The 21256-nt window shown below is 59.9% G+C and carries 27 protein-coding genes; 11 read left to right on the top strand and 16 right to left on the bottom strand.

The genetic code is table 11. The features are described 5' to 3' along the window. Positions 1-6: 6 nt before the first annotated feature. The 10 genes from hisC to PMI35_RS31910 all read right to left on the bottom strand — a co-directional run bounded on the left by hisC (position 7) and on the right by PMI35_RS31910 (position 7943). On the bottom strand, positions 7-1059 hold the full coding sequence (gene hisC, locus PMI35_RS31865; RefSeq protein WP_008054381.1) for a histidinol-phosphate transaminase: 1053 nt from the start codon (positions 1057-1059) through the stop codon (positions 7-9). 1 nt (position 1060) lies between these two features. Continuing rightward, positions 1061-2386 (bottom strand): histidinol dehydrogenase, encoded by a 1326-nt coding sequence (hisD, locus tag PMI35_RS31870; protein ID WP_008054380.1) that lies wholly within the window; start codon positions 2384-2386, stop codon positions 1061-1063. 125 nt (positions 2387-2511) lie between these two features. Next, the gene (hisG, locus tag PMI35_RS31875; protein WP_008018703.1) at positions 2512-3147 is read right to left on the bottom strand and encodes an ATP phosphoribosyltransferase; all 636 of its coding nucleotides are present in this window, start codon (positions 3145-3147) and stop codon (positions 2512-2514) included. Between the two features lie 125 nt (positions 3148-3272). Continuing rightward, positions 3273-4538: a UDP-N-acetylglucosamine 1-carboxyvinyltransferase gene (gene murA / locus PMI35_RS31880; RefSeq protein ID WP_008054379.1), complete on the bottom strand. Its 1266-nt coding sequence runs from the start codon at positions 4536-4538 to the stop codon at positions 3273-3275. 22 nt (positions 4539-4560) lie between these two features. Beyond that, positions 4561-4800 (bottom strand): BolA family protein, encoded by a 240-nt coding sequence (locus tag PMI35_RS31885; protein WP_008054378.1) that lies wholly within the window; start codon positions 4798-4800, stop codon positions 4561-4563. A 114-nt stretch (positions 4801-4914) separates the two neighbouring features. Continuing rightward, positions 4915-5220 (bottom strand): STAS domain-containing protein, encoded by a 306-nt coding sequence (locus tag PMI35_RS31890; RefSeq protein ID WP_008054377.1) that lies wholly within the window; start codon positions 5218-5220, stop codon positions 4915-4917. Continuing rightward, entirely contained in the window at positions 5217-5858 is a 642-nt protein-coding gene (locus PMI35_RS31895; protein WP_008054375.1) for an MlaC/ttg2D family ABC transporter substrate-binding protein, read from the bottom strand. Before PMI35_RS31895 ends, PMI35_RS31890 begins: the two co-directional genes overlap by 4 nt. A gap of 11 nt (positions 5859-5869) precedes the next feature. Beyond that, a complete protein-coding gene (gene mlaD / locus PMI35_RS31900) occupies positions 5870-6337 on the bottom strand; it encodes an outer membrane lipid asymmetry maintenance protein MlaD (protein WP_008054374.1) in 468 nt (155 codons plus the stop codon). Further along, the gene (gene mlaE, locus PMI35_RS31905) at positions 6337-7134 is read right to left on the bottom strand and encodes a lipid asymmetry maintenance ABC transporter permease subunit MlaE (RefSeq protein WP_008054372.1); all 798 of its coding nucleotides are present in this window, start codon (positions 7132-7134) and stop codon (positions 6337-6339) included. The genes mlaD and mlaE overlap by 1 nt, the downstream gene beginning before the upstream one ends. Further along, on the bottom strand, positions 7134-7943 hold the full coding sequence (locus tag PMI35_RS31910) for an ATP-binding cassette domain-containing protein (protein WP_008054371.1): 810 nt from the start codon (positions 7941-7943) through the stop codon (positions 7134-7136). The genes mlaE and PMI35_RS31910 overlap by 1 nt, the downstream gene beginning before the upstream one ends. Positions 7944-8218: 275 nt before the next feature. Between PMI35_RS31910 and PMI35_RS31915 the strand changes: the two genes are divergently transcribed. The 10 genes from PMI35_RS31915 (at position 8219) to PMI35_RS31960 (ending at position 15248) form a co-directional block, all read left to right on the top strand. Then, the gene (locus tag PMI35_RS31915; protein WP_008054370.1) at positions 8219-9193 is read left to right on the top strand and encodes a KpsF/GutQ family sugar-phosphate isomerase; all 975 of its coding nucleotides are present in this window, start codon (positions 8219-8221) and stop codon (positions 9191-9193) included. Then, positions 9193-9717 (top strand): KdsC family phosphatase, encoded by a 525-nt coding sequence (locus tag PMI35_RS31920; protein WP_008054369.1) that lies wholly within the window; start codon positions 9193-9195, stop codon positions 9715-9717. The genes PMI35_RS31915 and PMI35_RS31920 overlap by 1 nt, the downstream gene beginning before the upstream one ends. Positions 9718-9725: 8 nt before the next feature. Further along, positions 9726-10298: an LPS export ABC transporter periplasmic protein LptC gene (gene lptC, locus PMI35_RS31925; protein WP_008054368.1), complete on the top strand. Its 573-nt coding sequence runs from the start codon at positions 9726-9728 to the stop codon at positions 10296-10298. Further along, positions 10285-10833 (top strand): lipopolysaccharide transport periplasmic protein LptA, encoded by a 549-nt coding sequence (gene lptA, locus PMI35_RS31930; RefSeq protein ID WP_008054367.1) that lies wholly within the window; start codon positions 10285-10287, stop codon positions 10831-10833. The genes lptC and lptA overlap by 14 nt, the downstream gene beginning before the upstream one ends. Continuing rightward, complete coding sequence (lptB, locus tag PMI35_RS31935; protein WP_008054366.1) at positions 10833-11558, top strand: LPS export ABC transporter ATP-binding protein; 726 nt, start codon at positions 10833-10835, stop codon at positions 11556-11558. The genes lptA and lptB overlap by 1 nt, the downstream gene beginning before the upstream one ends. A gap of 184 nt (positions 11559-11742) precedes the next feature. Further along, entirely contained in the window at positions 11743-13236 is a 1494-nt protein-coding gene (locus PMI35_RS31940) for an RNA polymerase factor sigma-54 (RefSeq protein WP_032831235.1), read from the top strand. A 75-nt stretch (positions 13237-13311) separates the two neighbouring features. Further along, complete coding sequence (hpf, locus tag PMI35_RS31945; RefSeq protein WP_008018717.1) at positions 13312-13620, top strand: ribosome hibernation-promoting factor, HPF/YfiA family; 309 nt, start codon at positions 13312-13314, stop codon at positions 13618-13620. Between the two features lie 12 nt (positions 13621-13632). Beyond that, positions 13633-14097, top strand: coding sequence for a PTS IIA-like nitrogen regulatory protein PtsN (ptsN, locus tag PMI35_RS31950; RefSeq protein ID WP_008054364.1), 465 nt, complete (start codon positions 13633-13635; stop codon positions 14095-14097). A 2-nt stretch (positions 14098-14099) separates the two neighbouring features. Then, positions 14100-14957 carry an RNase adapter RapZ gene (rapZ, locus tag PMI35_RS31955; protein WP_008054363.1) on the top strand — a complete coding sequence of 286 codons (858 nt, stop codon included), beginning with the start codon at positions 14100-14102 and terminating at the stop codon, positions 14955-14957. A gap of 15 nt (positions 14958-14972) precedes the next feature. Then, complete coding sequence (locus PMI35_RS31960) at positions 14973-15248, top strand: HPr family phosphocarrier protein (RefSeq protein ID WP_008054362.1); 276 nt, start codon at positions 14973-14975, stop codon at positions 15246-15248. A gap of 50 nt (positions 15249-15298) precedes the next feature. On the opposite strand, the gene PMI35_RS31965 is transcribed toward PMI35_RS31960, so the two are convergent. The 6 genes from PMI35_RS31965 to pmbA form a co-directional block, all read right to left on the bottom strand. Next, a complete protein-coding gene (locus tag PMI35_RS31965) occupies positions 15299-16192 on the bottom strand; it encodes a ZIP family metal transporter (protein ID WP_008054361.1) in 894 nt (297 codons plus the stop codon). Positions 16193-16222: 30 nt separating this feature from the next. Then, a complete protein-coding gene (locus PMI35_RS31970) occupies positions 16223-16834 on the bottom strand; it encodes a superoxide dismutase (RefSeq protein WP_008054360.1) in 612 nt (203 codons plus the stop codon). A gap of 2 nt (positions 16835-16836) precedes the next feature. Further along, entirely contained in the window at positions 16837-17277 is a 441-nt protein-coding gene (locus PMI35_RS31975; RefSeq protein ID WP_008054359.1) for a hypothetical protein, read from the bottom strand. A gap of 27 nt (positions 17278-17304) precedes the next feature. Next, entirely contained in the window at positions 17305-18681 is a 1377-nt protein-coding gene (locus PMI35_RS31980; protein ID WP_008054358.1) for a class II fumarate hydratase, read from the bottom strand. Beyond that, positions 18662-19069 (bottom strand): hypothetical protein, encoded by a 408-nt coding sequence (locus tag PMI35_RS31985; protein WP_008054356.1) that lies wholly within the window; start codon positions 19067-19069, stop codon positions 18662-18664. The genes PMI35_RS31980 and PMI35_RS31985 overlap by 20 nt, the downstream gene beginning before the upstream one ends. A gap of 161 nt (positions 19070-19230) precedes the next feature. Continuing rightward, on the bottom strand, positions 19231-20577 hold the full coding sequence (gene pmbA / locus PMI35_RS31990) for a metalloprotease PmbA (protein ID WP_008054355.1): 1347 nt from the start codon (positions 20575-20577) through the stop codon (positions 19231-19233). Positions 20578-20685: 108 nt separating this feature from the next. Between pmbA and yjgA the strand changes: the two genes are divergently transcribed. Next, a complete protein-coding gene (gene yjgA / locus PMI35_RS31995; protein ID WP_008054354.1) occupies positions 20686-21210 on the top strand; it encodes a ribosome biogenesis factor YjgA in 525 nt (174 codons plus the stop codon). The last annotated feature ends 46 nt before the right edge of the window (positions 21211-21256 follow it).

Raw genomic sequence — 21256 nt, 5'->3', positions numbered from 1 at the left:
TAGTACTTACAAGTTACCTAAACATTCAATCAATGCCTGATTCTGCTCCGGCGTACCAATTGATATCCGCAAGAACTGCGCAATCCGCTCCTGTTTGAAGTGCCGCACGATCACGCCCTGCTCACGCAGTTTGGCTGCCAGGCCTGCCGCATCATGCTTGGGGTGACGGGCAAAGATGAAGTTCGCCGCCGACGGCAGCACTTCAAAGCCCAAGGCCTGCAACTGCGCGATCACCCACTCACGGTGTTCGATCACCAGGCTACAGGTCTTGTCGAAATACTCGCGATCTTCGAACGCCGCCGCCGCACCGACATTGGCGATGCGATCGATTGGATAGGAGTTGAAGCTGTTCTTGATCCGCTCCAGCGCCTCGATCAGGTCCGGATGCCCCACCGCCAGGCCAACTCGCAGGCCCGCCAGGGAACGGGATTTGGACAGGGTCTGGGTCACCAGCAGGTTCGGATAACGGTCCACCAAGGTGATAGCCGTCTCGCCACCGAAGTCGATGTAGGCCTCATCCACCACGACCACCGAATCCGGGTTGGCCTTGAGGATTTGCTCGACCGCCTCCAGCGCCAGCAGGCAACCGGTCGGTGCGTTCGGGTTGGGGAAGATGATCCCGCCGTTCGGTTTCGCGTAGTCCGCAGGATTGATCTGGAACTGCTCGTCCAGCGGCACCGCGTCGAACTTGATGCCATACAAACCGCAGTAGACCGGATAGAAGCTGTAGCTGATGTCCGGGAACAGCAGCGGCTGATCGTGCTGCAGCAAGCCGTGGAAGATGTGCGCCAGGACTTCGTCGGAACCGTTGCCGAGGAACACCTGGTTGCTCTGCACGCCGTAGTACTTGGCCACGGCATTTTTCAGCAGATCGCTGTTCGGGTCCGGGTACAGGCGCAGGTTGTCGTTCAGTTCGGTCTGCATCGCGGCCAGGGCCTTGGGCGATGGACCGTACGGATTTTCGTTGGTGTTGAGCTTTACCAGTTTTGCCAGCTTTGGCTGCTCGCCCGGTACGTAGGGCACCAGGTTCTTGACGAACGGGCTCCAGAATTTACTCATCTCAGTTCCCCTGCTTGTCGTCGATGATGCGGTATTCGGCACTGCGGGCGTGGGCGGTCAGCGACTCGCCGCGGGCCAGCACGGAAGCGGTTTTGCCCAGGTCGGACGCGCCCTGCTCCGAGCAAAAAATGATCGACGAACGTTTCTGGAAGTCGTATACGCCCAGCGGCGACGAGAACCGCGCCGTGCCGGAAGTCGGCAATACGTGGTTCGGGCCTGCGCAGTAATCGCCCAGCGCTTCGCTGGTGTGACGGCCCATGAAGATGGCACCGGCATGGCGGATCTGCGGGAGCCAGGCGTGCGGATCGGCGACCGACAGTTCCAGGTGCTCCGGCGCGATGCGGTTGGCCACTTCGATGGCTTGCGCCATGTCACGCACCTGGATCAGCGCACCACGGCCATTGATCGAGGTTTCGATGATCTCGGCGCGCTCCATGGTCGGCATCAGTTTGGCGATGCTCGCGGCGACCTGATCGAGGAAGGCCGCATCCGGGCTGACCAGAATCGCCTGGGCATCTTCGTCATGCTCGGCTTGGGAGAACAGGTCCATGGCGATCCAGTCAGGATCGGTCTGGCCGTCACATACCACGAGGATCTCGGAGGGACCTGCGATCATGTCGATACCGACCTGGCCAAACACGTGACGCTTGGCGGTGGCGACATAGATGTTGCCCGGGCCAACCACTTTGTCGACCTGCGGCACGCTTTCGGTGCCATAAGCCAGCGCGGCAACCGCTTGTGCGCCACCGATGGTGAACACACGGTCAACGCCGGCGATGCAGGCAGCCGCCAGCACAAGCTCGTTGATTTCACCGCGCGGGGTCGGCACCACCATGACCACTTCGGTCACACCGGCAACCTTGGCCGGAATCGCGTTCATCAACACTGAAGAGGGGTACGACGCCTTGCCGCCCGGTACGTACAGACCGGCGCGATCGAGCGGCGTGACCTTCTGGCCCAGTACGGTGCCGTCGGCTTCGGTGTAGCTCCAGGAGTCCTGTTTCTGCTTTTCGTGGTAGCTGCGTACGCGGGCTGCGGCTTTTTCCAGGGCTTCGCGCTGCGGCACGGTAATGCGGGTAAGTGCCAGCTCCAGGCGTTCGCGTGGCAGGATCAGGTCCGCCATGGACGCGACGTCCAGCCCGTCGAACTGGCGGGTGAATTCCACCAACGCAGCATCGCCACGCTCGCGCACGGCCTTGATGATGTCCAGCACCCGCTGATTGACCGAGTCGTCAGACACACTTTCCCAGCTCAGCAGATGATCCAGATGATGCGCGAAATCCGGGTCAGCAGCGTTGAGTCGGCGAATTGCAGTCGGTGCGGTCATAGCGAGAGCCTCATAGGATTGGCAAAAAACTCAGGCGCCCGAAACTAACATTCGATCCGCTTGGGCACCTGAGAATTCTGGCTATGAGGCGGATAGACGGCGCGACTCAAAGTCGCGCAAGTGAATCAGCCGCGGTGTCGAGACTCCACTGCCTTGCGCAGGGTGTCGATCAACGCCTGGATACGGGCGTGCTGCATTTTCATCGACGCTTTGTTGACGATCAGCCGGGAGCTGATGGCCGCGATGAAATCCTGTGGCTCCAGGCCGTTGGCCCGCAGCGTGTTACCGGTGTCCACCACGTCGATGATCTTGTCGGCCAGGCCGATCAGCGGCGCCAGCTCCATCGAGCCGTAGAGCTTGATGATGTCGACCTGGCGGCCCTGCTCGGCGTAGTAACGCTTGGCAACGTTGACGAACTTGGTGGCGATACGCAGGCGGCCCTTGGGCTCGACCGCGCCGACCTTGCCGGCGGTCATCAACTTGCACTGGGCAATCTGCAGGTCCAGTGGCTCGTACAGGCCCTGGCCGCCGTATTCCATCAGCACGTCTTTACCCGCGACACCGAGGTCGGCGGCACCATGCTCGACATACGTCGGCACGTCGGTGGCACGCACGATCAACAGGCGTACGTCTTCCTGGGTCGTGGGGATGATCAGCTTGCGGCTCTTGTCCGGATTCTCGGTCGGCACGATGCCCGCTTCAGCCAGAAGCGGCAGGGTGTCGTCAAGGATGCGGCCCTTGGACAGTGCGATGGTCAGCATGGGAAACGTCAGCCCTTAATCAGGAATCTTATGCCCGGTCGCAATCGGCGCCGGACACGCATCGAGCCGGAAACCGGCTCGACTTGAAAAACATTGGGCACATCCCTGTGCCCCATCTGCAACAACTAGCCCGGAACGCGGCGGATCTTGGCGCCCAGCATCTGCAGTTTCTCTTCGATGCACTCATAACCACGGTCGATGTGGTAGATGCGGTCGATCAGGGTATCGCCTTCAGCGATCAACGCCGAAATTACCAGGCTGGCCGAAGCACGCAGGTCGGTGGCCATCACTGGCGCGCCCTTGAGCTTTTCGATGCCGGTGACGATGGCGGTGTTGCCTTCGACCTGGATGTGCGCGCCCATGCGGTGCAGTTCGTAAACGTGCATGAAACGGTTTTCGAAGATCGTCTCGATCACGGCACCAGTGCCTTCGGCAATGGCGTTGAGGGAGATGAACTGCGCCTGCATGTCGGTCGGGAACGCCGGGTACGGAGCGGTTCGCACGTTCACGGCTTTAGGCCGCTTGCCGTGCATGTTCAGCTCAATCCAGTCTTCACCGGTATTGATTTCGGCGCCTGCTTCGCGGAGTTTCTCCAGCACGGCTTCGAGGATGGTCGGATCGGTGTCCTTGACCTTCACACGACCGCCGGTCACGGCCGCGGCTACCAGGTAGGTGCCGGTTTCGATACGGTCCGGCATCACCTTGTAGGTGGTGGTGTGCAGGCGCTCGACGCCATCGATGGTGATGGTATCGGTGCCAGCGCCCAAAACCTTGGCACCCATGGCGTTCAGGAAGTTCGCCAGGTCGACGACTTCAGGCTCGCGCGCGGCGTTTGCCAGGACGCTGCGGCCCTTGGCCAGGGCAGCGGCCATCATGATGTTTTCGGTACCGGTCACGCTGACGGTATCGAAGAAGAAGTGCGCACCGCGCAGGCCGCCTTCAGGCGCCTTGGCCTTGATGTAGCCGCCTTCGACGTCAATGACCGCGCCCATGGCTTCCAGGCCACGGATGTGCAGGTCAACCGGACGCGAACCGATGGCGCAACCGCCAGGCAGCGCGACTTCGGCTTCACCGAAACGGGCAACCATCGGGCCCAGCACCAGGATCGACGCACGCATGGTTTTAACCAGTTCGTACGGAGCGATCAGGGTCTTGATGGTGCGCGGATCAATTTCGACGGCCAGCTTCTCGTCGATCACCGGCTCGATCCCCATGCGACCGAACAGCTCGATCATGGTGGTGATGTCGTGCAGGTGTGGCAGGTTGGCAACGGTCACCGGACCATCGCACAGCAGGGTGGCCGCCAGGATCGGCAGGGCGGAGTTCTTAGCCCCGGAGATGCGGATCTCGCCGTCAAGACGAGCACCGCCAGTAATAATCAATTTATCCATAAGAATCTCGACGCCCTTGGGCTCAGGTGCGCTCGGCCCAGGCCGCGCTGCTGAAAAATTTCATAGTGACAGCATGGATGCTGCCATCGGTGATCCATGGGTTCAAATGGGCATAGATCTGCTGCTGACGCTTCACCGGGCTCAACGCCGCCAGTTCATCGCTAATCACGTTCAGCTGGAAATTGCAGCCTTCGCCCTCGACTTCCACCTTCGTTCCGGGCAGCTTTCCTTCAAGGAAGCTCTTCACTTCTACGGCCTGCATGCTCAACCTCAATCGGCGCCCTGTGCGCGCGGGTCGGACATCATACAAAAAAGCCCCGCGCCTGCGAACCCCGCTAAGCAGGACTCTGACGGGGGGCTTGTTCATAGATGCGGGTTAGGGATGCGCCAACAGCTCGGTCAGTTCACTGACCTGAGCGATTTCGCGCATGTCTTCTGGCATCCCGCGGATGCTCAGCGCCTTGCCGGCCGCCTGGGCATCACGCATGAAACACAACAGCAACGACAGACCGACGCTGCTGGATTTCTCCACCGCCGAACAATCGACCACCACGGCCGCGGCCTTGCTGGCGCTGATCAGTGCCTGACCCTGCTGGCGCAGCTCAGGGCCGGTGCGATAATCCAGCACACCGCTTAGCCGCAGCTCGCCGGCTTCGTCCATGCGGACCGCCGCCTCACTCATTGGGTCTGTTTCTCGGTGGATTCCTTGGCCTTGGCGACTTCCCCGGCCCAACCATTGATGGTTTTGTCCAGGTCGTTGCCATTGCGCTGCATCGCATCAGCGAACTGATCACGGAACAACTTGCCAATGTTGATGCCGTTGATGATGACGTTACGCAGTTTCCACTCGCCACCGACCTTTTCCAGTGTGTAGGACACAGGATAGATCGCGCCATTGCTGCCCTTGACCGTCATGCCGACGCTCGTACGCTCGCCCGACTCGTCCTTGGCAGGATCAACGGTGATGCCCTGGTTGTTGTATTCGAGCAAGGCATTGCCATAGAACTGGAACAGGCCCTTCTTGAAGTTTTCTTCAAAGGTCTTCATTTGCGCAGGCGTAGCTTTGCGCGAGTACTTGACCGTCATGATGCTTTTGGAAATACCTTCGGCATCCACCACAGGCCCGACAATGCTGTTGAGCGCCGCATAGAAGTCCTGCGGATCCTGTTTGTACTTCTCTTTGTTGGCGGCCAGGTCGGCCAGCAAGCGGTTGGTGGTGTCCTGAACCAGCTCGTGCGCGGTAGGCGCCGCCACGGCGTTGGCCACCAACGGCAAGGCCGCGAGCAGAACCAACAGGCCACGTCGCAAGGTAGAGATCATTCAAAAGCTCCTCATTTGGCGTCTTTGCTAACGGTATTGAGCAGGAATTTACCGATCAGGTCCTCGAGCACCAGCGACGACTGGGTGTCGTGGATGGTCCCACCATCCTTGAGCAGGGCTTCTTCCCCACCCACACTGATACCGATGTACTTCTCGCCCAACAGGCCAGCGGTCAGGATAGATGCAGTGGAGTCTGCCGGTAGATTATCTACACGCTTCTCCAGCTGCATGGTCACCCGACCGGTGAAACTGTCGCGGTCCAGATCGATTGCCGTGACCTTGCCGATGGTCACACCGGCCATGGTCACTTTAGCTCTGACAGTCAAACCGGCGATATTGTCGAAATACGCATAAAGTTTATAGGTTTCGGTGCTCGGGCTCGGGGACAGTCCACTGACCCGCAACGCCAGCAACAGCAAAGCCAGGATGCCAGCCAGCAAGAAAAGGCCGACACCGATTTCCAGGGTGCGGTTTTGCATCAGAAATCTCCAAACATCAAGGCGGTCAGAATAAAGTCCAGGCCGAGCACAGCCAAAGAGGCATACACCACGGTCTTGGTAGTGGCACGACTGATCCCCTCTGAAGTGGGCTCGCAGTCATAGCCTTGGAATACGGCGATCCAGGTCACGACGAAGGCGAAGACCATGCTTTTGATGATGCCGTTGAGCACATCGTCGGCAAAGGTCACGCTGTTCTGCATGTTCGACCAGTAGGAGCCTTCATACACACCCAGCCAGTCGACGGCCACCCAGGAACCACCCCAGATACCCACCACGCTGAAAATCATCGCCAGCACCGGCAAGGAAATGAAGCCGGCCCACAAGCGCGGGGCAATGATGTACTTGAGCGGATCCACCCCGATCATTTCCAGGCTGGAGAGCTGTTCGGTGGACTTCATGTTGCCGATTTCCGCCGTCAGCGCCGAACCGGCACGCCCGGCGAACAGCAATGCAGTCACCACCGGCCCCAGTTCACGCAGCAGCGTCAGCGCCACCATCTGCCCCACCGCCTGCTCCGAACCGTAGCTGGACAGGATATTGAAGCCTTGCAGCGCCAGCACCATGCCGATGAATATCCCGGAGACCACGATGATCACCAGGGACATCACCCCCACCGAATGCAGTTGCTTGACCAGGAGGCCAAACCCGCCACCGATGCCTCCACGCCCCAGCAGTGCGTGAAACAGAAAAAGCGAAGAGCGCCCGAACACCGCCAGTACGTCGATGCCGGCGTGGCCGAACCGGCGCACCCTTTCCAAAAGCGAAATCTTGCGCATCAACGCTTCCCCAGAAGATCTGCGCGGTAATCCGTCGCTGGAAAGTGATAGGCGACCGGACCGTCGGGCTCGCCTGTCATGAATTGACGGATACGCGGCTCGTCCGAGTTCATCAACTCGTCGGGTGTGCCCTGGCCCAACACCTGCCCGTCGCCCACCACATAGATGTAGTCGGCGATGCTGGCGGTTTCAGCCAGGTCATGGGAAACCACGATACTGGTAATGCCCAGCGCATCGTTGAGCAAGCGGATCAGGCGCACCAGTACGCCCATGGCGATGGGATCCTGGCCGACAAAGGGCTCGTCATACATGAGAATCTGCGGATCGAGCGCAATCGCCCGCGCTAGCGCGACGCGACGCTTCATGCCGCCGGACAATTCGTCGGGCATCAGGTCGATGGCGCCGCGCAACCCAACGGCCTGCAATTTGAGCAGGACGATGTCGCGGATCATTTCTTCGGGCAGCCCGGTATGAACGCGCAACGGAAACGCGACGTTCTCGAAGACATCGAGGTCGGTAAACAGTGCGCCACTCTGAAACAGCACACCCATGTGCTTGCGTGCATCGAACAGATCACTGCGCGACAGCGCCGGCAGGTTCTGACCATTGACCCAGACTTCGCCACTGGCAGGCCGCAACTGCGCGCCCATCAAGCGCAAGAGCGTGGTCTTGCCACACCCGGAAGGTCCCATGATGCCGGTGACCTTGCCGCGCGGAATACGGATATCAATGTTATTGAAAATGCTGCGCGCACCGCGCTTGAAGGTCAGTCCCTTCAGCTCGACCGCGTAGGCGTTATCGGCACTCATCTAAACTCCTTGCGATGCAGCCTCACACTCGGACGCCTGGCTTCCTGACAAAAGCACATACTTCCCGGGCGGGCCGAACTGGCGGCGAACTATATCACTGCAAGCGTCACGCGCCCAAGGCCAATGCCGGGCCATGTTCAGCAGCATGACAGCCAGGAAGCTCCATCTAGAGGGGATTCGGTTACAAGGAATGACAATGGGCAACGAACTTGCGTGAGGGTTTCAACCATACCGGCTATAATCGCCGCCTTTTCACCAGGCTAAATATTTTCGAAATGAGCCAATCCAACGACCTGATCAAGTCAGCACAACGCACCATCCGCCTCGAACTGGAAGCCGTTCAAGGCTTGCTGCCCCGTATCGACGGGGATTTCGTGCGCGCCTGCGAAATGATTCTGACCAGCAAAGGGCGTGTCGTCGTGGTAGGCATGGGCAAATCGGGGCACATCGGCAACAAGATTGCCGCTACCCTGGCCAGTACCGGCACCACGGCCTTTTTTGTGCATCCTGCCGAAGCCAGCCATGGCGACATGGGCATGATCACCCGCGACGACATCATCCTGGCGCTGTCGAACTCCGGCTCAACCAATGAAATCGTCACCCTGCTGCCGCTCATCAAGCGCCTGGGCATCCAGCTGATCAGCATGACCGGCAAGCCCGACTCGCCACTCGCCAAGGCGGCCGAGGTCAACCTGAATGTGCAGGTCGAGCATGAGGCCTGCCCGCTGAACCTGGCGCCCACCTCGTCAACGACCGCCGCGCTGGTCATGGGCGATGCCTTGGCCGTCGCGTTGCTGGAAGCTCGCGGTTTTACCGCCGAGGATTTCGCCTTTTCCCACCCGGGCGGTGCACTGGGCCGACGCCTGCTGCTGAAAGTGGAAAACGTCATGCACGCCGGGCAAGAGCTGCCGCAAGTACAGCGCGGCACCCTGCTCAAGGATGCGCTGATGGAAATGACCCGCAAGGGCCTGGGCATGACCGTGGTACTCGAGGCTGACGGCAAGCTGGCCGGGATCTTCACCGACGGTGACTTGCGTCGCACGCTGGACCGCAGCATCGATATCCACAGCGCCACTATCGACCAGGTCATGACCACCCATGGCAAGACCGCCCGTGCCGAAATGCTCGCCGCCGAGGCCCTGAAGATAATGGAAGATCACAAAATAAACGCGCTGGTCGTGGTCGACAGCGAAGATCGCCCGGTCGGCGCCCTGAACATGCACGACTTGCTGCGTGCGGGAGTAATGTAATGAGCATGGACCTGCTGGAACGCGGCCAACAAATCAAACTGGCGGTGTTCGATGTCGATGGCGTCCTGACAGACGGGCGCCTGTACTTCCTCGAAGACGGCAGCGAATTCAAGACGTTCAACACCCTCGACGGCCAGGGCATCAAGATGCTGATGGCGGCCGGCGTGCAGACCGCGATCATCAGCGGCCGCAAAACCCCGGTGGTCGAACGACGCGCGAAGAACCTCGGCATTCCCCACCTGTATCAGGGTCGCGAAGACAAACTGGTGGTGCTCGACGAGCTTCTTGCCCAACTCGGCCTAAGCTATGAGCAGGTCGCCTACCTCGGTGACGATTTACCGGACCTGCCAGTGATCCGCCGCGTTGGCCTGGGCATGGCAGTGGCCAACGCCGCCAGCTTCGTGCGCGAGCACGCTCACGGCATAACCCAAGCCCGCGGGGGTGAAGGTGCCGCACGTGAATTCTGCGAATTGATCCTGCGCGCCCAAGGCCGCCTCGACGAGGCCAATGCCGCGTACCTGTGAGCCAGATCATGCTGAGTAAAAAGATTCGCAACACTCTGCTGTTCGGTAGCATCACGGCGATTTTCGCTGCGGTCGGCTACTGGAACATCAGCCCGGAACGCTTTCTCGACAAGCCGGTAGTGCACGTCGATGAGAGCGCTATCGACTATTACGCCACCAACGCCCACAGCGTGCAGTTCCTGCCGGACGGCAGACTGCAATACGAGATGACGTCGGACAAGGTCGAGCACCTGAAAGCCACCGAAGTGACGCTGTTGACCAACCCTGACCTGAACATGTTCCGGGGCACCGAGTTCCCGTGGCACGTCCAGAGCGAAAAAGGCGAAGTCAATCCCGACGGCACGCAGGTCGAATTGATCGATTCGGTGCGCATTACCCGTTTCGACGAAAAAAACCGCAGGACGCTGATTACCACCACTCGCATGACCGTGTTCCCGCAGCAGCAATATGCGCAGACCGAGCAAGACGTTAGAATCGACGGCGCTGGCGGTGTATCGACTGGCAAGGGAATGAAGGCGTATTTGAAAGAAAGCAGGATACACCTGCTATCGAACGTAAGAGGACAGTATGAGGCTCGTTAAAACCCTCCCTATTTTGCTCAGTCTGGGCGCAGCACTGGGAAGCGTGAGCGCCTGGGCTCTGCCGAACGATCAGCAGCAGCCAATTCGCATTCAGGCCGACGACGCCCAACTGGACGACAAGAATGGTGTAGCCACCTATACGGGCGATGTGATCATCACCCAGGGCTCGATGAAGGTTACCGGCAACAAGGTGACCATGACCCGCGCCCCCGATGGCGACATCGATGTGGTGACCTCGGTTGGCAACCTGGCCTACTTCGAGCAACTGCAGACCGCTGGCGACACCAAGCCAGTGCAGGGATGGGGTGTGACCATCCAGTACCTCGCCAAGCAAAATCGTGTCGTGCTGATTGATCGCGCCAAGGTCATCGACAAGGACAACAACGTCACTCAAGGCGAGAAAATCGTCTATGACACCGAGAAGAAGCTGGCCAGCGCCGGTCGCGCCACGGGCAGCAAGGTGACCGAATCGCGTCCGCGCATCGATATGGTGATCCAGCCGAAAAAGAAAACCGACGAGCAAAAGGCCCCGTAATGGCAACTCTGAAAGCCCAGCACCTGGCCAAGAGCTACAAGAGCCGCCAGGTCGTGCGTGACGTCAGCCTGTCCATCGACAGCGGCCAGATCGTCGGCCTGCTCGGCCCCAACGGCGCCGGCAAGACCACCTGCTTCTACATGATCGTCGGCCTGGTACAGGCCGATCAGGGCCGCGTACTGATCGATGACCTCGATGTCAGCCACCAGCCGATGCACGGTCGCGCCAAGGCGGGTATCGGCTATCTGCCGCAAGAAGCATCGATCTTCCGCAAACTCTCGGTGGCCGACAACATCATGGCCATCCTCGAGACCCGCAAGGAGCTCGACAAGGCCGGTCGTCGCAAGGAACTGGAAAGCCTGCTGCAGGAGTTCCACATCAGCCACATCCGCGACAACCTCGGCATGAGCCTGTCCGGTGGCGAGCGCCGCCGTGTGGAAATCGCCCGGGCACTGGCCACCAACCCGAAATTCATCCTGCTCGACGAACCGTTCGCCGGCGTGGACCCGATCTCGGTAGGCGACATCAAGCAGATCATCCACCACCTCAAGGCGAAGGGGATCGGCGTGCTGATCACCGACCACAACGTCCGTGAAACCCTGGATATCTGCGAAACCGCCTATATTGTCAACGATGGCCAACTGATCGCCGAAGGCGACGCTGAAACCATCCTGGCCAACGACCTGGTGAAGGAAGTGTACCTGGGGCATGAATTCCGCCTGTAAGCATCGCGGTGTCCGGCGGGTCGACCGAGCGCTTGCCGCAATAAAAAATCAATCTTTTTTTATTGTTACAGCGCTCTAGGCAAACGCCGCAGTTTCGGGCATATAATTTGCTTAAGTTTGGCGCTCCGGCGCCCTGTAGTGGATGGCGCATGTGCGCCGGCGAATAAGGTGTTAAGCCCCTGCCATGAAACCATCGCTAGTCTTGAGAATGGGCCAGCAGCTGACGATGACACCGCAGCTGCAACAGGCCATCCGCCTGCTCCAATTGTCGACCCTGGACCTGCAACAGGAAATCCAGGAGGCCCTGGAGTCCAATCCGATGCTCGAGCGCCAGGAAGAAGGCGACGACTTCGACAATTCCGACCCACTGGCCGACAACGCCGAACACAAGCCCAGTACCGACATCCAGGAACCCTCTTACCAGGAAAGCGCCCCGACCGTCGATAACATCGAGGAAGGCGACTGGAACGAGCGCATCCCCAACGAACTGCCTGTCGACACCGCCTGGGAAGACGTCTACCAGACCAGCGCCAGCAGCCTGCCGAGCAACGATGACGACGAGTGGGATTTCACCACCCGCACATCGGCCGGCGAGAGCCTGCAAAGCCACCTGTTGTGGCAATTGAACCTGGCACCGATGTCCGACACCGATCGCCTGATCGCCGTGACCCTGATCGACTGCATCAACAACCAGGGTTATCTGGACGAGACGCTGGAGGAAATCCTCGAAGCCTTCGATCCGGAACTGGACATCGAACTGGACGAAATCGAAGCCGTCCTGCACCGCATCCAGCAATTCGAACCCGCCGGTATCGGTGCGCGCAACCTGGGCGAATGCCTGCTGCTGCAATTGCGCCAGCTACCCGCCAAGACACCGTGGCTGGCCGAAGCCAAGCGCCTGGTCACCGACTACATCGACTTGCTCGGTAGCCGCGACTACAGCCAGCTGATGCGCCGCATGAAGCTCAAGGAAGATGAACTGCGCCAGGTCATCGAACTGGTCCAGAGCCTCAATCCGCGCCCGGGCTCGCAAATCGAGTCGACCGAAGCCGAATACGTGGTTCCCGACGTGATCGTGCGCAAGGACAACGAACGCTGGCTGGTGGAGCTCAACCAGGAGTCGGTGCCTCGCCTGCGGGTCAACGCCCAGTATGCAGGGTTCGTTCGCCGTGCCGACACCAGCGCCGACAACACCTTCATGCGCAATCAGCTGCAGGAAGCCCGCTGGTTCATCAAGAGCCTGCAAAGCCGCAACGAAACCCTGATGAAAGTGGCCACGCAGATCGTCGAGCATCAGCGCGGCTTCCTGGAGTACGGCGACGAGGCCATGAAACCATTGGTCCTGCATGACATCGCCGAAGCAGTCGGCATGCACGAGTCGACGATTTCACGGGTCACCACGCAGAAATTCATGCATACCCCTCGGGGAATCTATGAACTGAAATACTTTTTCTCCAGCCACGTCAGCACCTCCGAAGGCGGAGAATGCTCGTCCACGGCGATTCGCGCGATCATCAAAAAACTGGTAGCTGCGGAAAATCAGAAAAAGCCGTTGAGTGACAGCAAGATCGCTGGTTTACTGGAGGCACAAGGCATTCAGGTGGCCCGCCGCACCGTCGCCAAGTACCGCGAATCCCTGGGGATCGCGCCTTCGAGCGAACGCAAGCGGTTGATGTAGGGCCACGCCACAGCGTTCCAGTGGCAGATCATCTGGATCTGCCGCTTTATGCACTGGCAACGAAGGAGAAGCTGTATGCAAGTCAACATCAGTGGACACCAACTGGAAGTGACCGAACCTCTTCGCTCCTACATCGGCGAAAAACTCGAACGATTGGAGCGACATTTCGACAAGATCACTAACGTGCAGGTCACGATGACGGTCGAAAAGCTGAAGCAGAAAATCGAAGCCACGCTGCATATTCCCGGCAATGAAGTGGTCGCCAACGCGGAACATACCGACATGTACGCGGCGATCGACGCATTGACCGACAAGCTGGATAAACAACTCAAAAAGCATAAGGAAAAGACCCAGAGCCTCCTCCAGGGCGCTACGGGTCGTTAACACTCCCAACCCATGATCCGACTTGAAAGCATCCTGACCCCCGGCCGTTCCCTGGTGAACGTGCCGGGTGGCAGTAAAAAGAAAGCCCTCGAGCAAATTGCCAACCTTATCCATCGCGAAGTGCCGGATCTGGAGATGCAAGATGTCTTCGAGGCTTTGATTGCCCGCGAAAAACTAGGCTCGACCGGTTTTGGCAACGGCATCGCCATTCCCCACTGTCGCCTGAAGGGCTGCAACGCACCCATCAGCGCCTTGATGCACCTGGATGCCCCCATCGATTTCGACGCCATCGACGGCGCCCCGGTTGACCTGCTGTTTGTGCTGCTGGTCCCGGAAGCCGCTACCGATGCGCACCTGGAGTTGTTGCGCCAGATTGCCAGCATGCTCGACCGCAAGGACGTGCGTGACAAACTGCGCAACGCTGCCAGCAATCAAGCCTTGTATCAGGTTGTCCTGGACGAGCAAAACGGTCACTAATCATGCGCTTGATCATCGTCAGCGGTCGTTCCGGCTCAGGTAAAAGTACTGCCCTCGACGTCCTCGAGGACAACGGCTACTACTGCATTGACAACCTGCCTGCCGGGTTGCTGCCCGAACTGGCCGAGCGAGCTCTGATCCACACCGAGCTGGCACAACCGTTGGTTGCCGTATCCATCGATGCTCGCAACCTGCCAAGTCACCTGTCGCGGTTCCCCGAGTTGCTGGCCGAAGTTCGCAGTCGCCACATCCAGTGCGATGTCCTGTATCTGGACGCCGACGAGGAAACCCTGCTCAAACGTTTCTCGGAAACCCGTCGGCGGCACCCGCTGAGCAATGCCAACCGCTCACTGGCTGAAGCGATCAACGACGAGACCACCCTGCTCGGACCGATTGCCGACCTTGCCGATCTCAAGATCAACACCACCAGCCTGAATTTGTATCAACTGCGCGATACCCTCAAGCTGCGCCTGCTGAACCAGCCGGAACCCGGTACGGCATTCCTCGTGGAATCGTTCGGGTTCAAGCGCGGCATGCCGGTCGACGCCGACCTGGTATTCGATGTGCGCTGCCTGCCCAATCCTTACTGGAAGCCGGAACTGCGCGAGCAGTCCGGACTCGACCAACCGGTGGCCGAATACCTGGCGGCGCAACCCGATGTCGAGGAGATGTTCCAGGACATTTCTACTTACTTGCTCAAATGGCTGCCACGCTTTGCCGCCAGCAACCGTGCCTATGTCACCATTGCCATTGGCTGCACCGGCGGCCATCACCGCTCCGTCTACCTGACTGAACGTCTTGGCCAGGTCCTGCAGCAATCCCTGAAGAATGTCCAGGTTCGCCACCGCGACCTCAGCTAAAGGATTCACATCGCGATGCCTGCTCTGGAAATCGAAATCATCAACAAGCTGGGCCTGCATGCCCGCGCTTCGGCAAAATTCGTTGGGGTCGCTGGTCAATTCAAGGAATGCACGATCAGGGTAGGACGCACGCCAGAAACCACCGTCGATGGTAAAAGCATCATGGCGATGATGATGCTGGCCGCCGGCAAGGGCACCAGGATTCATCTGAGTACCGAAGGCGAGCAGGAACAGGAAGCGCTGGATGCGCTGGTGGCGTTGATCAACAACTACTTCGACGAAGGCGAGTAAAGGTCAAAAGATCGTCCGCAGGCTCGGGCCGCATTCGGACGATCTTTTTCTCAGCCCAACGCCGTATCCATCACCATCATCAAACAAAACCCGATCAGCAACCCAAGGCTGGCCAGCTTGTCGTGACCATGCCGTCGCGACTCGGGAATGACTTCGTGGGTGACCACCAACAGCATCGCCCCCGCCGCCAGCGCCAAACCCAAAGGCAACAACAGTTCAGCCAGGCTCACCAGCCACGCGCACAACAGCGCGAACACCGGCTCAACCAAACCTGACGCTGCACCAATCAAAAAAGCCTTGAAACGCGACATCCCTGCCCCGGCCAGGACCAACGCGATCACCAACCCTTCCGGCACATCCTGCAAGGCAATGCCCATTGCCAGGCTGTCGGCATCAGGCATACCACCACCGGCCGACACGCCGACCGCCATGCCTTCAGGGATGTTATGGGCAATGATTGCAAACACGAACAGCCAGATCCGTGGCGGGATCACCGGATGCTCCACGGAACCGATGAGCATTTCTGGTGAAGCTCCCGAGACCTTGCGATCCACCAGGAACAAAGCGAGCGCGCCGAGCATGATGCCGAAACAGATCAGGCTGCTGGCTGCCCACGGCGTCATGCCGAGGTTTTCTGCCGCGGCAATGCCCGGCACGATCAGCGAAAACGCTGTCGCCGCGAGCATCACGCCAGCACCAAAGCCCAGCAGGGTATCGCTGAGTGCCTGGGGCATACGCCGGATCACCAGCACCGGTACGGCCCCGAGCGCGGTACCCAAGGCGCAGATCGCACCGCCCTGCAACGCCCGCGATAGCCGCGGCTCCAGATCCAGCCACGCCAGCCCGTGTGCAACCAGCAAGCTCGTGCCCGCTAGCAGTAGCAGCGATCCAAATGCGTAACGAAACATTCGTCCACTTCCGATCGCCAGTGTTTCAGTGCCCATAATCAGCCTTGGGTTGTTTTTATTGAACACTCAGGCCAGTGCAGCTTGATAGCGCGCAGCAACTTCTGGCCAATTGATCACGTTGTAGAACGCGCCGATGTATTCCGGACGGCGGTTCTGATACTGCAGGTAGTAGGCGTGCTCCCACACATCCAGGCCGAGGATCGGCGTATTGCCGTTCATCAACGGACTGTCCTGGTTGCCACTGCTTTCCACGACCAGGGTCTTTTGCGGTGTGACGCTCAGCCAGGCCCAGCCACTGCCGAAACGGCTCAGCGCAGCCTTTGTGAAAGCCTCCTTGAAACTGTCAAAGCCACCCAGTTGCTCGTCGATGGCCCGGGCCAGCGTGCCTTCGGGCTTACCGCCGCCGCGGGGCGCCATGACCTCCCAGAACAGTGAATGGTTGGCGTGGCCGCCACCCTGATTGATCACTGCCGCACGGAGCTTCTCAGGCAGTTGCTGTACGGCGGCCACCAGCCTTTCCACGGGCCACTCGGCGAACTCGGTGCCCTCGACAGCAGCGTTCAGGTTGTTGATATAGGTCTGATGGTGCTTGGTGTAGTGAATCTCCATGGTCTGCGCATCGATGTGCGGTTCCAGGGCGTCGTAGGCATACGGCAAGGCAGGCAGGGTAAAAGCCATGTTCAGTGGACTCCATGAGGGTGAGGCGCAGGTCGTTGCGAGGGTGAGGCAGCATCGATGTGCAGCAAACGATGGGTGCGTGGATATTCACCGTGTTCGCTGATGAAATTCAGTAGCTCGACGTAGGTCTTGTTGCTCTGGCGCAGTGCGGCTTCGCGCAGGGCTGGGGTCAGTCGCGGGTCCTGCATGGCTTGCAACAGGCGCTGGTGGATGGCGCACAGATACTCGGCGCTCTCCTCCGGCTGATTCAGGCGCAGATGCAGGTCCGCCAGGTTGTGATGGGAAATCACGCAGGCCGCCACCGCTTCATCGGCATTTCCCCAGCGCTCGAACAGCACCTGGGCCAGGGCCAATGCCTGCAAGTAAGCCTCGCGGGCATCGACCAGCTCGCCCAAGATGAAACAGCGATTTGCCCTTTCGATCGTGCGTTTCCAGTGCTCCATGGTGAGCCTCCAAAGCGGTGGTAGTGTTTACACGCCGCCAGCGGTGAGTTTTTCCGGGTTGAGCAACTCTTCCAGCTGACTACGCGACAGGTCCGTGTGCTCCAGCGCGACATCGATCACCGGGCGGCCCTGCTGATACGCCTTCTTGGCGATTTCAGCGGCTTTCTGGTAGCCAATGATCGGGTTGAGTGCGGTCACCAGGATCGGGTTGCGCGACAGCGCTTGTTTGATCCGGTCTTCATTGACCCTGAAACTGGCAATTGCCTTTTCACCCAGCAGCCGGCTGGAGTTGGCCAGCAATTCGATACTGCTCAGCAGGTTCTGGGCGACGATTGGCAGCATCACGTTGAGCTCGAAATTGCCCGACTGACCGGCGATAGTGATCACCGTGTCGTTGCCGATCACCTGGGCGGCGACCATGGCGGTGGCCTCCGGGATCACCGGGTTGACCTTGCCGGGCATGATCGAAGACCCCGGCTGCAAGGCTTCGAGCTCTATCTCACCCAGGCCGGCCAAGGGGCCGGAGTTCATCCAGCGCAGGTCGTTGGCAATTTTCATCAGCGAAACCGCGATGGCCTTGAGCTGGCCGGATACGGCAACGGCAGTGTCCTGCGACCCGATCAAGGCAAACAGGTCCACCCCAGGGGTGAATTGCACCTGGGTCAGCTTGCTCAGCTGTTGGCTGAAGCGCTCAGCGAATTCGGGATGCGCATTGACGCCAGTGCCCACTGCCGTGCCGCCCTGGGCCAGGGATTGCAGGCTTGGCAGCAGATTCTGTAAATGGCCGATGTTGGCCTTGAGCTGTTGCGCCCAACCATTGAGTACCTGGCTCATGCGCACCGGCATGGCATCCATCAGGTGGGTGCGACCGGTCTTGACGTGGTGATGCACCTCTTGCGCCTTGCTCTCGATCACCTGTACCAGCTCGGTCAGGGCCGGCAACAACTGCTCGTGCAAGGCCAGCGCGGCACTGACATGGATAGTGGTCGGGATGATGTCGTTGCTGCTTTGGCCGCAGTTGACGTGATCGTTGGGATTCACGGGCTCGCCGAGCAGGCGGCTGGCCAGGGTGGCGATCACTTCATTGGCATTCATGTTGGAACTGGTGCCGGAACCGGTCTGGAAAACATCCACCGGGAAATGCTGCATGAAATCGCCTTCGAGCAGGCCTTGCGCCGCCAGGGCGATAGCGTTGCCCTGGGACTCGCTGATCTGCTTGAGCTCGATGTTGGCCCGGGCAGCGGCAGCCTTGGCCAGGATCAGCGCGCGAATGAACTGCACCGGCATCGGCTTGCCGCTGATCGGGAAATTATCCACCGCACGTTGGGTCTGTGCGCCGTAGAGGGCGTCTTGCGGGACCTGAAGCTCGCCCATGCTGTCGCGCTCAATACGTGTCTTGGTCATCTGAATATCCTTGCACCAGTTCAGTTAAGGGAATCGAAGGCTGCAACTCGCAGGTCGCCAGTTGCCAGGTGTAGCTCTGCCAGCGTTTGAGGCGGCATTTGCACAGAGAGAGGCGCTCGAGTTCGCGCAGCGGGCGCCAGGCCTGGTCGAGGCAGTAAGTGCGCCAGTGCCAAGGCAGCGCGACATCGGCGGCGGTGTCGAGCAACAGACGGAAGGAAGTTTCAGCGACGGTCCAGGGTGAGGTCGCCGTGCAACAGGCCAGGTACCGGCCTTCGGCCAGGTAATGGTCGATCAGGCGCGGCTCGTCGGGAGCCATCGCGCAACGGATCTGGCGACTCATCCAGCGCCAGCTTTCGAGGTAAGGCTGCTCGTGCAAGGCAGAACTCATGATCCGGGGCTCATTCGGTAATGAGATTTATTATTAGATGATAATGAGAACCAAAACAAGTGCGAGACTCTGGCGCACACTCGATGTGGGCTCGGTGTAAGGCGCATAAAAAAAAGCGCGCCACCCGATGGGTGGCGCGCCTTTTGGTGTAACGGTGAGGCTTAGCTGCCCGCCACCGTCATCCGCTCGATCAGCACCGAGCCGGTGCGAATGTTGCTGCGCAGTTCCAGGTCATTACCCACGGCGACGATCTGCTTGAACATGTCACGCATGTTGCCGGCGATGGTCACTTCCTGGACCGCGAACTGGATTTCGCCGTTTTCGACCCAGTAACCCGCCGCGCCGCGGGAGTAATCACCGGTGACCATGTTCAGGCCCTGGCCCATCAATTCGGTGACCAGCAGGCCGCGGCCCATGCGACGCAGCAAGGCAGCCTGGTCCTCATCGCCATGGGTGACGAACAGGTTGTGCACGCCACCGGCATTGGCGGTGCTAGGCATGCCAAGCTTGCGGCCTGAGTAGGTGCCGAGAATGTAGGACACCAGCTCGCCTTTTTCGACGAACGGTTTGGCGTAGGTGGCCAGGCCATCGCCATCGAACGCCGCACTGCCCAGGGCTCGCATCAGGTGCGGACGTTCGTCGATGGTCAGCCATTCCGGAAACAGTTTCTGACCCAGCGTGCCTTCGAGGAACGAGGATTTGCGGTACAGGCTGCCACCGGAAATCGCCGAGAGAAAGCTGCCGAACAGGCCGCCGGCCAGCTCCGCGGAAAACAGCACCGGCACTTCGCAGGTCGGCACCGGACGCGCGCCCAGGCGGCTTGCCGCGCGTTGCGCAGCACGTTGGCCGATACTCACCGGGTCAGCCAGCAGGTTGCCCTGGCGGTTCACGTCGTACCAGTAATCGCGCTGCATCTGGCCATCCGCCTCGGCGATCATCACGCAACTCAAGCTGTGCCGGGTCGACGCATAACCGCCGATAAACCCGTGGCTGTTGCCGTAGACACGGCAGCCCTGGTGCGTGCTCAGGGTGGTGCCATCGGTATTCTTGATCCGGCTGTCGGCGGCAAACGCCGCGGCCTCACAGGCCAGCGCCTGCTCGATCGCTTGTTCCGGGGAGATGTCCCATTGGTGGAACAGGTCGAAATCCTGAACATCCCTGGCCATCAGCGCGGCATCTGCCAGGCCCGAGGCTTCGTCTTCCGAGGTGTGTTTGGCAATGGCCAGCGCAGCGGCAACGGTTTCGCGAATCGCCTCCGGCCCACTGGCGGAGGTGCTGGCCGAGCCCTTGCGCTGACCGACGTACAAGGTGATGCCAAAACCCTGGTCGCGATTGAATTCGACGGTTTCGACTTCACGCTGGCGTACCGTGGTCGACAGGCCTTGCTCCAGGGACACCGCCACTTCACAGGCACTGGCGCCCTGTCGCTTGGCTTCAGCGATGATCTGCTCGACTTGTTCTTGCAGTGCCGGCAACGCTTGTGGGCCGACGCTTTCAACTGCACTCATGCTGTTCTCCACTCAAATTCTGCTTTCGGTAACGGTCATCGAGCGACCGGGCCGGACAAGCGGCCCCCGACTGGTTATCATGGCGGCGTTTCTTTGCGGACGGCCACCATGGTTGATTCTTACGACGACTCCCTCGATACGGGAGAAAAAAGCAAATCCCAGGTCAAACGCGAGCTGCATGCTCTGGTTGACCTCGGCGAGCGCCTTACAACGCTCAAGCCTGACTTGCTGGCAAAACTGCCCTTGACCGACGCCTTGCGCCGGGCTCTGGCCGATGCGCCCAAGCACACCGCGAACATCGCGCGTAAACGGCACCTTCAGTTCATCGGCAAACTGATGCGCGATCAGGACACTGACGCCATTCTGGTTTTGCTCGATCAACTCGATGCCTCCACTCGCCAGTACAACGAACGCTTCCATAACCTGGAGCGTTGGCGCGATCGCCTGATCGCCGGCGACGATGCCGTACTGGAAAAATTCGTCGTCGACTACCCGGACGCGGACCGCCAGCAATTGCGCTCCCTGATCCGTCAGGCCCAGCACGAGGTTGCGCAAAACAAGCCTCCTGCTTCGAGCCGTAAAATCTTCAAGTACATCCGTGAGCTGGACGAGACTCAACGCGGTCTGCGTTGAATCCCGGACCGGGTGAGTCGCCACGCGACTCACCCACAGCTCCATC

Source organism: Pseudomonas sp. GM78 (assembly GCF_000282475.1).
Taxonomy (GTDB): Bacteria; Pseudomonadota; Gammaproteobacteria; order Pseudomonadales; family Pseudomonadaceae; genus Aquipseudomonas.
Note: the sequence above shows the minus strand (reverse complement) of the source record. Positions and strands in the feature narration are given on the sequence as shown.

Coding starts and splice junctions, on each gene's coding strand:
- lptA (WP_008054367.1), top strand. CDS start 10,285: ATGAGGCTCGTTAAAACCCTCCCTATTTTGCTCAGTCTGGGCGCAGCA.
- rapZ (WP_008054363.1), top strand. CDS start 14,100: ATGCGCTTGATCATCGTCAGCGGTCGTTCCGGCTCAGGTAAAAGTACT.
- pmbA (WP_008054355.1), bottom strand. CDS start 20,577: ATGAGTGCAGTTGAAAGCGTCGGCCCACAAGCGTTGCCGGCACTGCAA.
- PMI35_RS31985 (WP_008054356.1), bottom strand. CDS start 19,069: ATGAGTTCTGCCTTGCACGAGCAGCCTTACCTCGAAAGCTGGCGCTGG.
- murA (WP_008054379.1), bottom strand. CDS start 4,538: ATGGATAAATTGATTATTACTGGCGGTGCTCGTCTTGACGGCGAGATC.
- PMI35_RS31970 (WP_008054360.1), bottom strand. CDS start 16,834: ATGGCTTTTACCCTGCCTGCCTTGCCGTATGCCTACGACGCCCTGGAA.
- lptC (WP_008054368.1), top strand. CDS start 9,726: ATGCTGAGTAAAAAGATTCGCAACACTCTGCTGTTCGGTAGCATCACG.
- mlaD (WP_008054374.1), bottom strand. CDS start 6,337: ATGCAAAACCGCACCCTGGAAATCGGTGTCGGCCTTTTCTTGCTGGCT.
- PMI35_RS31895 (WP_008054375.1), bottom strand. CDS start 5,858: ATGATCTCTACCTTGCGACGTGGCCTGTTGGTTCTGCTCGCGGCCTTG.
- ptsN (WP_008054364.1), top strand. CDS start 13,633: ATGATCCGACTTGAAAGCATCCTGACCCCCGGCCGTTCCCTGGTGAAC.
- PMI35_RS31885 (WP_008054378.1), bottom strand. CDS start 4,800: ATGCAGGCCGTAGAAGTGAAGAGCTTCCTTGAAGGAAAGCTGCCCGGA.
- hisC (WP_008054381.1), bottom strand. CDS start 1,059: ATGAGTAAATTCTGGAGCCCGTTCGTCAAGAACCTGGTGCCCTACGTA.
- PMI35_RS31980 (WP_008054358.1), bottom strand. CDS start 18,681: ATGACCAAGACACGTATTGAGCGCGACAGCATGGGCGAGCTTCAGGTC.
- PMI35_RS31940 (WP_032831235.1), top strand. CDS start 11,743: ATGAAACCATCGCTAGTCTTGAGAATGGGCCAGCAGCTGACGATGACA.
- yjgA (WP_008054354.1), top strand. CDS start 20,686: ATGGTTGATTCTTACGACGACTCCCTCGATACGGGAGAAAAAAGCAAA.
- hisD (WP_008054380.1), bottom strand. CDS start 2,386: ATGACCGCACCGACTGCAATTCGCCGACTCAACGCTGCTGACCCGGAT.
- hpf (WP_008018717.1), top strand. CDS start 13,312: ATGCAAGTCAACATCAGTGGACACCAACTGGAAGTGACCGAACCTCTT.
- PMI35_RS31975 (WP_008054359.1), bottom strand. CDS start 17,277: ATGGAGCACTGGAAACGCACGATCGAAAGGGCAAATCGCTGTTTCATC.
- hisG (WP_008018703.1), bottom strand. CDS start 3,147: ATGCTGACCATCGCACTGTCCAAGGGCCGCATCCTTGACGACACCCTG.
- mlaE (WP_008054372.1), bottom strand. CDS start 7,134: ATGCGCAAGATTTCGCTTTTGGAAAGGGTGCGCCGGTTCGGCCACGCC.
- lptB (WP_008054366.1), top strand. CDS start 10,833: ATGGCAACTCTGAAAGCCCAGCACCTGGCCAAGAGCTACAAGAGCCGC.
- PMI35_RS31910 (WP_008054371.1), bottom strand. CDS start 7,943: ATGAGTGCCGATAACGCCTACGCGGTCGAGCTGAAGGGACTGACCTTC.
- PMI35_RS31890 (WP_008054377.1), bottom strand. CDS start 5,220: ATGAGTGAGGCGGCGGTCCGCATGGACGAAGCCGGCGAGCTGCGGCTA.
- PMI35_RS31920 (WP_008054369.1), top strand. CDS start 9,193: ATGAGCATGGACCTGCTGGAACGCGGCCAACAAATCAAACTGGCGGTG.
- PMI35_RS31965 (WP_008054361.1), bottom strand. CDS start 16,192: ATGGGCACTGAAACACTGGCGATCGGAAGTGGACGAATGTTTCGTTAC.
- PMI35_RS31960 (WP_008054362.1), top strand. CDS start 14,973: ATGCCTGCTCTGGAAATCGAAATCATCAACAAGCTGGGCCTGCATGCC.
- PMI35_RS31915 (WP_008054370.1), top strand. CDS start 8,219: ATGAGCCAATCCAACGACCTGATCAAGTCAGCACAACGCACCATCCGC.